The sequence below is a fragment of the Ruegeria sp. R13_0 genome (genome assembly GCF_017743995.1).
GTDB lineage: Bacteria > Pseudomonadota > Alphaproteobacteria > Rhodobacterales > Rhodobacteraceae > Ruegeria.
In genome coordinates, this window is record NZ_JAGHRB010000019.1 from 14315 (window position 1) to 27603 (window position 13289).

The 13289-nt window shown below is 56.2% G+C and carries 12 protein-coding genes and 1 pseudogene; 10 read left to right on the forward strand and 3 right to left on the reverse strand.

What is annotated here, in order from left to right; genetic code table 11:
* The first annotated feature begins 48 nt into the window (after window positions 1-48).
* The 5 genes and pseudogenes from J7394_RS19745 to J7394_RS19765 form a co-directional block, all read left to right on the forward strand.
* Window positions 49-996, forward strand: coding sequence for an ABC transporter permease (locus tag J7394_RS19745; protein WP_209255646.1), 948 nt, complete (start codon window positions 49-51; stop codon window positions 994-996).
* Window positions 993-2858 carry a dipeptide/oligopeptide/nickel ABC transporter permease/ATP-binding protein gene (locus tag J7394_RS19750; RefSeq protein ID WP_209255648.1) on the forward strand — a complete coding sequence of 622 codons (1866 nt, stop codon included), beginning with the start codon at window positions 993-995 and terminating at the stop codon, window positions 2856-2858. Before J7394_RS19745 ends, J7394_RS19750 begins: the two co-directional genes overlap by 4 nt.
* Window positions 2855-3814: an ABC transporter ATP-binding protein gene (locus tag J7394_RS19755; RefSeq protein WP_209255726.1), complete on the forward strand. Its 960-nt coding sequence runs from the start codon at window positions 2855-2857 to the stop codon at window positions 3812-3814. Before J7394_RS19750 ends, J7394_RS19755 begins: the two co-directional genes overlap by 4 nt.
* Complete coding sequence (locus J7394_RS19760; RefSeq protein ID WP_247748321.1) at window positions 3783-4547, forward strand: FadR/GntR family transcriptional regulator; 765 nt, start codon at window positions 3783-3785, stop codon at window positions 4545-4547. Before J7394_RS19755 ends, J7394_RS19760 begins: the two co-directional genes overlap by 32 nt.
* 108 nt (window positions 4548-4655) lie before the next feature.
* Window positions 4656-4997, forward strand: a pseudogene (locus J7394_RS19765) (transposase); the annotation flags it as partial.
* On the opposite strand, the gene J7394_RS19770 reads toward J7394_RS19765, so the two are convergent.
* Complete coding sequence (locus J7394_RS19770) at window positions 4990-5325, reverse strand: hypothetical protein (protein WP_209255650.1); 336 nt, start codon at window positions 5323-5325, stop codon at window positions 4990-4992. The pseudogene J7394_RS19765 and the gene J7394_RS19770 overlap by 8 nt on opposite strands.
* Window positions 5326-5540: 215 nt before the next feature.
* Window positions 5541-5759 (reverse strand): hypothetical protein, encoded by a 219-nt coding sequence (locus tag J7394_RS19775; RefSeq protein WP_209255652.1) that lies wholly within the window; start codon window positions 5757-5759, stop codon window positions 5541-5543.
* Window positions 5760-5861: 102 nt separating this feature from the next.
* On the opposite strand from J7394_RS19775, the gene J7394_RS19780 reads away from it, so the two are divergent.
* The 3 genes from J7394_RS19780 (at window position 5862) to J7394_RS19790 (ending at window position 7993) form a co-directional block, all read left to right on the forward strand.
* A complete protein-coding gene (locus J7394_RS19780) occupies window positions 5862-6596 on the forward strand; it encodes a hypothetical protein (protein ID WP_209255654.1) in 735 nt (244 codons plus the stop codon).
* A 70-nt stretch (window positions 6597-6666) separates the two neighbouring features.
* A complete protein-coding gene (locus J7394_RS19785; protein ID WP_209255656.1) occupies window positions 6667-7608 on the forward strand; it encodes a hypothetical protein in 942 nt (313 codons plus the stop codon).
* Window positions 7609-7621: 13 nt separating this feature from the next.
* Window positions 7622-7993, forward strand: a complete 372-nt coding sequence (locus tag J7394_RS19790; protein WP_209255658.1) for a hypothetical protein — start codon at window positions 7622-7624, stop codon at window positions 7991-7993.
* Window positions 7994-8213: 220 nt separating this feature from the next.
* On the opposite strand, the gene J7394_RS19795 is transcribed toward J7394_RS19790, so the two are convergent.
* Entirely contained in the window at window positions 8214-9098 is an 885-nt protein-coding gene (locus J7394_RS19795; protein WP_247748322.1) for a LysR substrate-binding domain-containing protein, read from the reverse strand.
* 134 nt (window positions 9099-9232) lie between these two features.
* Here J7394_RS19795 and J7394_RS19800 point away from each other — a divergent pair, with 134 nt between their 5' ends.
* Together J7394_RS19800 and J7394_RS19805 are read left to right on the forward strand one after the other, a co-directional pair.
* The gene (locus J7394_RS19800) at window positions 9233-10777 is read left to right on the forward strand and encodes a trimethylamine methyltransferase family protein (RefSeq protein WP_209255662.1); all 1545 of its coding nucleotides are present in this window, start codon (window positions 9233-9235) and stop codon (window positions 10775-10777) included.
* A gap of 26 nt (window positions 10778-10803) precedes the next feature.
* Window positions 10804-13275 carry an FAD-dependent oxidoreductase gene (locus J7394_RS19805; RefSeq protein ID WP_209255664.1) on the forward strand — a complete coding sequence of 824 codons (2472 nt, stop codon included), beginning with the start codon at window positions 10804-10806 and terminating at the stop codon, window positions 13273-13275.
* Window positions 13276-13289: the final 14 nt, after the last annotated feature.

Below are 13289 nucleotides of genomic sequence, written 5' to 3' on the forward strand. Positions count from 1 at the left end.
TCAGGGGCCGGATTTTTCCGGCCCTCTGCGTCTGCGAATGAGGGCAGAATGGGCGGTTACATCGTCAAACGTCTGATATCGGCTGTCCCTGTCCTTTTGGGGATCACGATCATTGTTTTCCTGATCATGTCCCTTATCCCCGGCGATCCGGCCACGGCGATCCTTGGCTCCTATGCGACGCCAGAGAACGTGGAAAAACTGAATCGCGACCTTGGCTTGGACAAGCCTGTAATCACCCGGTACTTCATCTGGATCACCAACATGCTGACTGGTGATTTCGGCCGTTCTTATTCGCTGAACCGGCCTGTTATCGACGAAGTGCTGGAACGGTTCAACGCGACGCTGATACTGGCGGGCACGGCCTTCGTTCTGTGTTCGGTGCTGGGCATTCTCGCCGGGGTGATCTCCGCTGCTCGCCAATACGGCGTCGCTGACAAGATCATTACATTTGTTGTCTTGATCGGCATTTCGGTGCCTTCATTTTTCCTCGGCATGATGATGATCCTGCTGTTTGCGGTGAACCTGCGCTGGCTGCCGGTGTCGGGCATGTATGCCATCTATGGCGGCGGTGATCTGCCGGACCTGCTGCGTCACCTGATTATGCCTGCGCTGGCGCTGGCCGCTGTAGCAACTGGCGTTATTGCGCGCCTCTCGCGCTCGGCCATGTTGGAGGTATTGCGTCAGGATTTCATACGAACGGCCCGCGCCAAGGGGGTTCCCGAGCGTCGCGTCATCATGGGCCACGCATTGCGCGCGGCCATGGTGTCGATCATCCCGGTACTGGGCATTCAGGCAGGGTTCGTTCTGTCTGGTGCCGTTTACATCGAAATCGTCTTTCAGTGGCCCGGAGTTGGTCGAATGCTGGTCGATGCGATCCTCAAGCGCGACCTTCTGCTGGTACAGGGCGGCGTGGTGTTCGTGGCCGCCTGTTATGTGCTGTTTAATATCGCGGTCGATGTCGCGCAGAGCCTGCTTGACCCAAGGATCAAGACATGACGGCTTTTCTCAAGTTGTTGTTTCGCAACCGGTTGGCGGCGTTGGGCGCGGTTGTCCTGAGCGTGATCCTGATCCTGGTGTTGCTGACGCCGGTCCTGCCGTTACAAAACCCGGATATCACGGCCACGGCGGATCGATTTCAAAAGCCGTTCACTGAAGGCCATCTGCTTGGTACCGACCATTTGGGACGGGATTTGCTCAGCCGCCTTTTACATGGCACGCGCCTAAGTCTTGCGGTTGGTATAGCTGCAGCCCTGATTGCGGCCACGATCGGTTCGGCCATTGGCATTGTCGCAGGATATTTTGGCGGTCGTGCCGACAACATCATCATGCGGGGCGTCGATATGTTGATGGCCTTTCCGTATATATTGCTCGCGCTGGCAATTGTTGCTGCCTTGGGCCCGGGCCTCATGAATGCGCTGATTGCGGTTGCGGCCGTGAACGTTCCGTTCTTTGCCAGAAACATTCGCGGGATCACGGTCGGGCTGGCTGGGCGTGAATTCATTGATGCTGCGCGGCTTGCAGGAATGGGGCACATTCGTATCATCCTGACGGAACTTCTGCCTAACGTGCTACCGGTCATAATCATTGCCATGTCGACGACTGTCGGCTGGATGATCCTGGAAACCGCCGGTCTCAGCTTTCTCGGCCTTGGCAGCCAGCCGCCGCAAGCCGACCTGGGATCAATGCTGGGCGAGGCGCGGTCTGCCCTTATTTCACACCCGCATACTTCGGTCGTTCCGGGGATAATGATCTTTCTGATTGTTATGTCGATAAACTTGCTGGGCGACGGGGTGCGCGATGCGCTCGACCCGCGCCTGCGATCTGGGGCACTGTCACGACCACGTGCCATGACGTTGGTTGAGCGTAAGGGTGAAGTCCCCGCACCAACCGATGATCTACTCGCAATTCAGGATTTGCAGACCCAGTTTCATGTCGGCGGCCGCGTGTATAGGGCCGTAGGCGGTGTCTCTTTGTCTGTCAAACAGGGGGAATGCCTGGGTGTCATCGGGGAGAGTGGATCGGGAAAATCAGTCACGGCTCTAAGCGTCATGGGACTGGTGGCCTCACCTCCGGGCGTGATCACCGGCGGCGCGGTGCGGTTTCAGGGCGAGGATCTGATTGGCGCGTCTTATGAAAGCCTGCGTCAGAAGCGTGGGGATCGCGTCGCATATATTTTTCAGGATCCACTATCTACTTTGCATCCACTCTATCGCGTTGGACGACAACTGTCCGAAGCGATCCAGTCGCATCACGATATCCCAAAGGCCGATGCGCAGGCGCGGGCTGTGCAACTTCTCAGGGATGTGCGCATTCCCAATGCCGAGGCGCGGGTGGACAATTACCCGCACGAATTGTCAGGCGGAATGCGTCAGCGCGTTGGCATTGCGATGGCGCTGGCAAACGAACCCGACGTGATTATTGCAGATGAACCAACGACAGCCCTTGACGTTACCGTTCAGGCTCAAATCCTTTCTCTCCTTGACGATTTGCGACGCGAGCGTGGGTTGGCGATCATCTTCATCACGCATGACTTTGGCGTCGTCGCACAGCTTTGCGATCGAATTGCTGTCATGTATGCAGGACGGATCGTTGAGGAAGGGCCAACATCATCTGTATTGGAAGCGCCAGCCCACCCCTATACCAAGCGTCTGATTGCCTGCGTTCCGGAATTGGGTGGTGGACAGCGCGAATTGGCAGCGATCCCCGGATTGCCTCCACTTGTCGACGACCTTCCGCCCGGCTGCGCCTTTGCCCCGCGTTGCGAAAAGGCGCAAGACACGTGCAGAACGAGCGAAGTGATGTTGAAAGGTGATACCTCCCGCGCGGTTCGTTGCCACTATCCCGAGGAGGCGGTCTGATGCCCGCGCTCAAAGTGGACAATCTGGCAAAGACCTTTACGTTGAAAAAACCGCTATTTGGCGCTGCGCCGGCAGGAGTGCGCGCGGTGCGGCCGATGTCGTTTCAAGTTGAAACCGGGGAAACACTGGGTGTGGTCGGGGAATCCGGGTGTGGTAAGTCCACATTGGCGCGGATGCTGGTCGGGCTTCTGGACGCCAGCGAAGGGACAATCGAAATTGAAGGGAAAGCGCTCGACAACGCGGACCCTGCCAAATTCGGCAAACTGATACAATATGTGTTTCAGGACCCGAACAGCAGCCTCAACCCGCGGAAAACCATTCGGCAGGTCATGGAAGCGCCGCTGAAACGCCTTTACAGGATGCCGAGGTCCGAGCGGGAAGCGCGAGTTTCCCAAATTTTCGCATCGGTCAATTTGCGGGAAGAGTTCCTCGAACGCTATCCTCATGAGTTTTCGGGCGGGCAGGCGCAGAGGATTGGAATCGCACGGGCTTTGGCCGCCAACCCCCGGATCATAGTGCTGGACGAGCCAGTTTCAGCGCTGGACGTGTCGGTGCAGGCGCAGGTTTTGAATCTGCTGGCTGACCTCAAAACAGAGTTTGGCCTGACCTACCTTTTTATCACACATGACCTTGCAGTGGTTGAGGCTGTCAGTGACCGGATCATGGTGCTGTATTTTGGTTCGGTGGTTGAGATCGGCGATGCCAAGCGGATCTTTGCAAATCCTCGTCATCCCTATACAAAACTGCTGGCTGAAAGCGCGCCGGTTGTTGGCCGTCCGCTCACCGCACCCGAGCAAAAAGGAACTGAGCTTCCGGACCCGCTGAAGCCACCGCCGGGCTGCGCCTTTGCCGGACGGTGTCCAAATGCGACCGATCTGTGCCGGACGCAAGAGCCAGAACTTGAACCTGTGGGAGAAGACCAACTTGCAGCCTGCCACCATCCGATCCAAGACTGAACCCAGGCTCAGCAGACCGGTCCAGGTCGCCGAGGCGATCAAGGACTGGGTGGTAGAGCAGGGGCTACAAGCTGGTGACCGATTGCCCGGCGAAGCAGATCTGATCGAACGCTTCGGAATGGCCAAAGGCACAATCCGCGAAGCGATGCGGGTGCTGGAGGCGCAGGGCCTGATCAAGACCCGCACCGGACCGGGCGGTGGCAGCTTTGTTCACGAAGTCAGCCAACAGCGTGCCAAGGCCCTGTTGGGAAATTATTTCTACTTCAAGGATCTCACAATCGGCGACATTTACCAGCTACGTTTGACCCTGGAGCCAGAGCTTGCAGCAACGCTTGCGGGAAAACTGCCCGAGGAAATCTTGTGCCAGCTTGAGGAAAACATCGCGGAATATTCCGAACCAGCAACGTCCGCTGATGAAGAGCGCGAACAACATGTTGCGTCGCTCCGGTTTCATGCCATTCTCGCGGAGCAGGCGCAAAATCCGTTGCTTGGTTTCATCATTGATTTCATGGTTAATCTTTTGGCGGACCTGACGGTTTACCGCCGACTTTACTCGCCGCCAAATACCGAACTTTGGAAGCAGGGCCGTGACCATCAGCAGCGGCTTGTCGCTGCCTTGCGGGACGGCGAATCTGATTTGGCGCGGTCCATTATGGCCGGCCACATGGAGATTGCCTGGACCCTAATGCGCCAGCAGGAAGCCGAAGTGCAGCGCCGGTTTCTATCGGAATAGAATTTTCAGATTCTAATAATGGGTGTCTGCCGTCAGCACCAATGGGACAGTTTAGGGTAAATTGATAAGGGAGGATTTCTGGTTCATCGTAACCTTTATGGAGTGAAGATGAACAAGAAATCCGGAACACTGCCGAGCCACGGCGAGAAGGCCGTGAAAGACATCCGTCGAGCAATCCGCAAACAATATTCAGCCGAAGAGAAGATCAGGATCGTGCTGGACGGCCTGAAAGGCGAGGACAGCATTGCTGAGTTGTGCCGCCGTGAGGGTATTGCCCTGAGTCTTTATTACAGTTGGTCGAAAGAACTCCTGGAGGCGGGAAAGAAGCACATGGCGGGCGACACGGCGCGTGCGGCGACATAAAACGAGGTGAAGGATCTGCGCCGGGAAGCTCGCGATCTGAAAGAGGTCGTTGCCGAGCAGGCCCTCGAACTTCGGCTGCTCAAAAAAGCGTGCTGGGGGATCCTTCGGCGAAACCAAGCAGCAACTGACGCCTGACCAATTCGCATGTCTGATCGATGGCCCCGGTTGCTTGGGAGGGCAGGGCCTCAATCTGACGCAGTGTCCGTTCTTCCTTTTCCCGGGTAAGGATGTCTTCGATCATGGTCTGTAGGGCCTCGGGTCGCGGATTTATGGCGAGATGCTGCTCTTCCCGAAGGTGCCGTTTCACGTTTTCAACCGAAGGCTCCATCCCTCGCATTGCAAGATCGCCTATGGCCTTGGCAACCTGGGATTCACTGTAGGACTTTGGACGTCCTGCGTTGGATTTGGTGGTCATGACTTTCCCTCGTTAGCATGGGAATTTGTCAAATTCCCGGTCAATCCGAATTTGACAATTTGTGGTTTCGGCTCGGAGACCGGGCTTTTCCCGGTCTCCGAAGCGGAAATTGGTTCGATTGGAAGCGGGGAAACAATCCGAGTGTGTTTGCGTTTGTCGGGTGTGTGTTGTGAGCAGGGGGGCGTTCACGCTGGCACCTGACAACCTTCTGTTGATCATGTTGCGCTGGCCGCTGTGGCGTTCCAGCCAAAAAAACCAACTGCCATTGTCATTTCCAGATTTGGTGATTTCAAAGATTTCAACGTGGAAATAATGATGATTTTCTGTGCGTTGCGGTGAAAAAGGCGCGCCAGAACGGGTTGCTGTCGATAGAAACGGGCCGATGAAGGACCCGTTACGGAGCAGAATTGCAGCAATACGGCAAAGGAAATCAAACCTGCCTCCGAAAATAGTGTTCGCAACCCAGCTCCCCGAAATCGTCATATGGGAAGCTCGAAATGGTTGCAGACAACTGAAAGTTCAGAGTGTCGTCAGTTATGATCGAATATTTGAGGGCGATGGGGCTCGCACTGAGGGATCAAAGATTTCTGCTTGCCACGATCCATTTCCAGCATCTGCTTGGAGACTGGCCGATCATCGATTGGCGCAGCGAATACGGTAGCGCACATTGGATGCCCCTCAGGGATTTTCGCGCCCTGGGCTGTGCGCCGAAGTCTAACGACACCCGGCATTTCCGGGCCACGATAGATTTCTGGACGGCGGAAGGGGTGCTATTTGATGACATCAGGCTATTGCCGGACCGGCGTCACGTTCAGTGGCGGTGTTCGAAATTTGCGTTTTCCATGATGTCCGAGATGGATCGTTACGCCCTGCTTACTACGGAAAGTCTTAAGGTGGCTCGAACGGATCTTGATATGGATGTCCTTCTCCAGATCGCGTTGCACCACAAAATGCAACGACCAGAATTCAGGATGTTCGGTACGCGATTTCTGGATCCAGCTTCGGCGTCGACTCCCTTCCGGCTGAAAGATGTCGATCGCAAGCTGAAAGACACATTGTCCCGATTTGCGAAATTAACGGGCTACGGCTTTGTTGTTGGCTACTGCCAAGGCGGGAATGCCCCCGGATACACCGAAATCAACATCCGCATACAGCATGCAGGAACTGTCTGGCCACTTGAGAGAATTCAGAAATTCCCACCGCGGACCAGGCAATTCAACATTCTGCCCGCAAGCGGATGGCCCAAACAGCGCAAACCGGGGCAGCACTGAATTTTTTCCGGAGATCGACTTTGGAACAACCGGAACTGGCCAATATCCTCGAAAAGGAGAGCAGACCAATATGGCAAAAACGTTGAAAACATGGGGAGAGGGCGGAGGTTTCGGAGAAGGAAACTGGCCGCGATTGAAGGCGGCCATCGAGTTTCAGGAGGTGCTCGGCGGCGGGTTCAATTCGTGTTCGCTCAACGATCCCCGAACATTTGAAGGTGAGTGGTCGGAAAATCCATCGCGCACGCCTGACCATTTCTCGAGCCCCGCGCAATATCGGGCATGGCGACACATCATGATATCGGGACTGGAAGCGTTCTCGGGCCAAAAATCCCGCAAAACACAAGTCGCAGAAGAGGGCAAAGACAACTGGTTGCGATTGCGCGACAGTTGTAAGAAGCGCGGCTTTGGTGCTGTTCACGAAAACAATCTCCTCGCGCTGCGCCGGTACGCGCTGAAAGCGGGTGTTTCTCCAGCTGAGGTTACGAAACCATGGGCTGAATCAGTCCAGAAGGATTTGGAACAATCCGAGAGGGCCGTTTTCCGAGCGGGGGTCGGGGCTTTGGACTGCGTCCGCGCAGACGATGACATCAGCAGGACGTTTAACTTGTCACGTGAGCCTATCGGGCAGTTGGAAAAAAAGCTCCCGCCCAATGCGGAAAATCCTTTGCCGCCCATTCTGGCTGCGGAAGTCGGCGCATGGCTGGAGGGCTTGAAAGCTGGCGAGCCTGTCGGGTTTCGGGGTCGCATGCGTCCGCCGGTTTCGGAAAGCTGGATCCGCCAAAACCGGTTTGCCATCGCCTGGTACTGGCAGCGTTTCTCGACGGTCTTTCCTGATGAATCGGATCCGGAGATGGCATTTCTCGCCGCTTCCGAGACCGTCCAGAGGATTTCGCGGTCCTGCTTCCAGCACGGACCTCAGCAGCCAAACCCCGACTTCAAGGTAGGATATTTCAAGAACATCCTCCTCTTCCTTCAACGGTGGAATCCACAGCTGACGATGCCAAACCAGTAGAAAGAACGACAGAATGCAAGACGAAAAGACAGGTCGATTTTTGGCCGCCGTACCAGTAAGCCGCCAGCTCGTGGCACAGGGCGTGCCGGAACGCTATGTGTCACAATCAAAAGCAATCGAAGAGGGTCGGACCAAGATCAAAGCGTACTTACGCAAGCCCGCGCTTACCGGAATGGCCCGTTTCTTTCAACTGGCGGCAGATCGCGGGCTTCCAATGGAATTCGAGGCCAATACGATCATCGTTTTTCTCGACGATCTCGACGAACGGTCCACAGGTTCCTCGTATTGGCTGCGCTTCGCCAACGCAATGCAGGAAGTGGCGCGAGAGATGGGCTTTCCTTTCGACATCGTGGACGGATTCGAGGTTCGGTTGGGACAACGTTAGCGTTGGAGTTGTGAACTCTTCCCTCTGTACGAACGGCCCATAGCTGCCGCTCGACTGCCATCTGTTTTGCCGCAGTGCGGACCATCGCACCGGACATTCGTCGCGTCAGCGAATTTGGAGAACAGCAAGTTCACCTAATGCCAGGTTTGTCCGCTGCCCACTCACACTTTGGCCAGCTGCCATCCTATACCAGGACTTGCCCGAAAACCTCGCTGGGGGCTCAGGTAAAGTGAGGAGCATCTGGATAGTCAGACACTGAGATTATCCAATCCCTCACTTGCACTGCCTGTTTGACCAGCGGTTTGTTCTTCGACCAGACCAGAAAGATTCCGTTCCCAGTGCGCCATCCCCACTCGTGCTTGGCAAGTAATGTGCCTGACCGGACCATATCCCGAACGATGTGTTCCCAACCAAAAGCAAACCCCTCGCCGGAAATGGCCGCCTGCAAAACCAGCGCATAGTCGTTCAGGCGCATTCCCGAAACAAAAACACGGTCCTTGATACCGTGATGCGCAAACCAATGCGACCACGTCGGGCGTTCGCGGATCGGTTCTTCCAGATGAATCAGGCGTTCATTCATCAGGTTCGGGATGGACTTCAGGTTTTTCGCTGCCGTGAACACCCGCGGATTTGCCACCGGCATGATAACCTCATCCGCCAGTTTCGCCGAGTGACAGTCCGGCCACTTGCCATCACCAAGGCGTATGCCAAGGCTGATGTTTTCCATGTCAAGATTCGGCTCCCGATCACTGTTTTGCAGGCGCAAGTCAATATCCGGATGCTTCTCGTGGAGTTTCACCACACGTGGCATCATCCAATAGTGAGAGAATGCCGTGGATGAATTCAGAGTGACGTGATCGTCCTGCCCCATCTGGCGGACGGCCATCACAGATTCTTCAACGTCGCCCAACGCCTTTGAAACATCTGTGTACAAACGGTTTCCCGCTGTGGTCAGCTCAACCGATCGGTGCCCTCGAACGAAAAGGATCACACCCAATGCCTCTTCAAGATTCTTGATCGCTGAACTGACAGCAGGTTGGTGCATGTTTAGTGCTTCCGCTGCTTTTGTGAAAGAGCGGTGCTTTGCCGCCGCGTCAAAAACCATCAGGTTGCGGGGCGAGCCAAGGTATTTCCAGAACGTTGCCATAATATATTTGTATCCAAGAGATACGAATTTTCAAGGATCACAGAAAATACGGAATCGGGTACGTCCAAGCAAATCCCTATTGGAGATCCGAGATGGCCCGACGTTCTCGTACTACACGCAGATCGACGCAAACAGACAGCAGCGTTCCCGCTTCACCCTATATCCGTCGCAACCTGCCCTATTTCGATCTTCTAAGCGAAGAGCAGCTTGAGAAGATCGAGGCACAGGTCGATTGGATTCTGGAAAATGTCGGAATCGCATTTCGCGACGATCCAAAAGCGCTCGAGATTTGGCGTGAGGCTGGCATTGCTGCAACCGGCCCGCATAACGATCTGATCAGGGCAGATGCCAAATGGATCCGAGAGCTTTGTGCCAAGGCACCAAAGCAGTTTATGCAATTGGCCCGCAACCCGGACCGGTCTGTGGTTATCGGTGGTACCAACCAGGTATTCGCCCCCATCTATGGCGCACCTTTTGTGCGCGATCTGGAAGGTGGGCGTCGCTATGCAACATACGACGACTTCGAAAAGCTGCTGAAGCTTACCTATTTGCATCCGAACCTGCATCACGGCGGTCTTGTGATCGCAGAACCAACCGACATTCCCGTCAGCAAGCGCCATCTGGACATGGTGTTTGCCCATATGACGCTGTCGGACAAGCCTCACCTTGGTGCCATTACTGAAAAAGAGCGGGCGCAAGACACCGTGGATATGGTGGAAATCCTGTTCGGTTCAGACCGGATGGAGGCAGAAGCGCAGGCGGGCAATGTCTGCATCATGGCGAACGTGAACACCAACTCTCCGTTGCTGGTCGACAAAGTGGCGTCTGAGGCCATCCAGGTCTATTCCTCGCGTAGTCAGGCGATGGTCGTGACCCCATTCATCCTGACCGGCGCGATGGGGCCGGTCAGCACAGCAGCCTCGGTTGCTCAGGCGATGGCCGAAGCGATGATGTGTTGTGCCTTCGCGCAATTGGTCCGTCCGGGCGCACCGTTTGTCATGGGCAATTTTCTGTCGTCGATGTCGCTGAAATCCGGCGCACCCACCTTTGGGATGCCCGAACCTGTTTTGTCCAACTATGCCATTGGCCAACTCGCCCGGCGCTTGGGCATTCCCTTGCGGTGCGGCGGATCTCTGACGGCGTCCAAGATCGAAGACGCTCAAGCAGCCTACGAGAGCGCGGACTCTATGCATTCCACAGTTCTGGCGGGGTCGAATTTCACTCTGCACGCGGCGGGTTGGCTTGAGGGTGGCTTGGCCACCGGGTTCGAAAAGCTGATCATGGATGCCGATCGGCTGGGCAGCCATCAAAAGCTGGTCGGGCTGGGCCTGGAGGTCGACGATAACGCCTTTGCCCGGGACGCCTACGACGAAGTCGAAGCCGGCGGTCATTTCCTCGGGTCAGGCCACACGATGCGGAATTATCAAACCGCGTTCTACGAACCAAAGCTCAGCGACAGTGAAAACGTCGAAAGCTGGGAAGAGGCTGGATCGAAAGACATGCGCGTCCGCGCCTTTGAGCGGTGGAACAACATGCTGGATCAGTATGAAGCGCCCCCCATCGACATCGCAAAGAAAGAAGAGCTGGCGGCTTATGTGGCACGCCGCAAAGAGGAACTGCCGGACGCTTGGTACTAAGCCCGGATTGAGAAAGGACAATTCCGATGATTGATACGCTCGCGCAATCGACGCTCAATATCCAAAAGGATGAAACCAGCCGCGGCAAGCCGCTGCCGAGTCATGTCAAATGCGCCATCATTGGCGGTGGTGTGGTGGGCTGCTCGATCCTGTACCATCTGGCCAAGTTTGGCTGGAAGGACACCATCCTGCTTGAGCGGAATGAACTAACCTCGGGGTCGTCCTGGCACGCGGCCGGGCAAATTCACACGATCTCGGCAGATCCGAATATCTCGCGCCTGCAAAGCTACACGATCAACCTCTATAAGGAGATCGAAGAGCTGTCCGGCCAGTCCGTCGGCCTTCACCTGACCGGTGGCTTCTATCTGGCATCGAACAAGACGTGGTATGATTATCTGAAGCGCGAGCGTTCGAAGGCGCGCTATATGGGGCTGGATCAGGAATTTATCAGCCCCGAGGAAGTGGCCCGCCGCCATCCGTTGATTGATCCGAAGTATTATTACGCCGCGCTGTGGGACGACCAAGACGGTGACCTTGATCCTTCAGGCACCACGTATGCCTTTGCCAAAGCCGCACGTCACTACGGTGGTCAGTATTTCACACACACCCCTGTCACCGGCACTAAAATGCGTCCGGACGGCATGTGGGAGGTGACAACCTCGCGCGGGACCGTGATTGCCGAGCATGTGGTGAACTGTGGTGGTCTCTGGGCGCGTGAAGTCGGGCATATGGCAGGGCTGAACCTGCCGGTGCAGCCGATGGAGCACCACTATCTGCTGACTGACCGCATCGATGAAGTGGCCAACTTCGGCTCGCGCCTGCCCTGCGGCTTTGACTATGAGGCGAACCTGTATTTCCGGCAGGAACGCGACGGGATGCTGCTGGGAACTTATGAGCCGGTCGGTGTTCCTTGGAAAGTCGAAGGCACACCCTGGGATTTTGGGCACGAACTGCTGCAACCGAACCTTGAACACATTGCCGACCGTCTGGAACTGGGATTTGATCGTATTCCGGCACTGGCGAACGCGGGTATCAAGGACGCAATCAACGGGCCCTTTACCTTTGGCCCTGACGGCAACCCGATGATCGGACCTGTTCCCGGGATGCGGAATTACTGGGCGGCTGTCGGCGTCATGGCGGGCTTCTGCCAAGGTGGCGGTGTCGGTCTGACCATGGCGGAGTGGATGATCGATGGCGAACCGTCCATCGACGTATGGGCAATGGATATTGCGCGCTTCGGCGACTGGGCCTCGCCGGATTGGGGCACCGTAAAGTCCTGCGAAAACTACGAGCGTCGCTTCGTGATGACCTTCCCGAACGAAACGCTACCAAAGGGCCGTCGTCAGCAGACCACCGCGCTTTATGACCGCTTCGTCCAGAAGGGCGCTGTCATGGGTCAGGCCTTTGGGCTGGAGCACGTCCTTTGGTTCGCTAACGGACCTGAGGACGCCCATGAGGAACCGACATTCGAACGCAACCGGTCGTTCGACTACGTCGCCACGGAATGCGAAGCCGTGCAGACCGCCGTTGGCGGCATCGAACTGGCCAACTTTGCCAAGCACGAGATCAGAGGCCCCGGTGCACGTGAATGGCTCAACAAAACCATGGCGGGCTATGTGCCCAAGCCGGGCCGTATCACGCTGGCTCCGATGCTGACCGAAAAAGGCCGTCTCTATGGAGATCTGACTATTGCTTGTCTGGATGACGAACACTTTATGCTCTTTGGATCAGGGGCGATGCAGGATGCGCACAGCAGGTTCTGGGCAAAGACCCTGCCGGAAAGTGTGACCCATCAGAACCAGACCGGTGATTGGCACGGTATTGGACTGTCCGGCCCGAAATCACGTGAGTTGTTGCAGCGTATAACACGCAAGGATGTGTCCGCCGAAGCGATGAAGTTCCGCGACACTTGCGAAACCTTCGTTGGCGGTGTGCCGGTAATCCTGAACCGGATCAGCTTCTCAGGTGAGTTGGGATACGAGATCTACTGCCGTCCGCAATACCTGATCCGTTTGTCTGAGGCGATCGAGGAAGCGGGTGCCGATCTGGGTTTCAAGTGGTACGGCAACCGCACTCTGATGAGCTTACGTCTTGACAAAGGTTGGGGAGCCTGGGGGCTGGAATTTCGCCCTGACTTCAACGCCATTGAAAGCGGCATGGATGTCTTCATCAACTGGAACAAGGATTTTGTCGGCAAGGACACGACCTTGAAGATCAAGGAAGAAGGCGTAGGCCGCAAGCTGGTCATTCTGGATATCGATACCTCGATCGACGTGACACTGGACGAGGCGGTTCTGAAAGATGGCGCAGCGGTGGGCTACATCACCTCGGGCGGCTATTCGCACCGGTCGCAGAAATCCATGGCGCTGGCCTATGTCAGCGTCGAAAACGCCGCAGCGGGGTCGAAACTTCAAGTCGAAATCCTGGGTGAGATGCGCGACGCAGAGGTCCTTGACGGGCCGATCTACGACGCCGAAGGCACACGCATGCGCGGCTAACCGGGGAAAAGCAA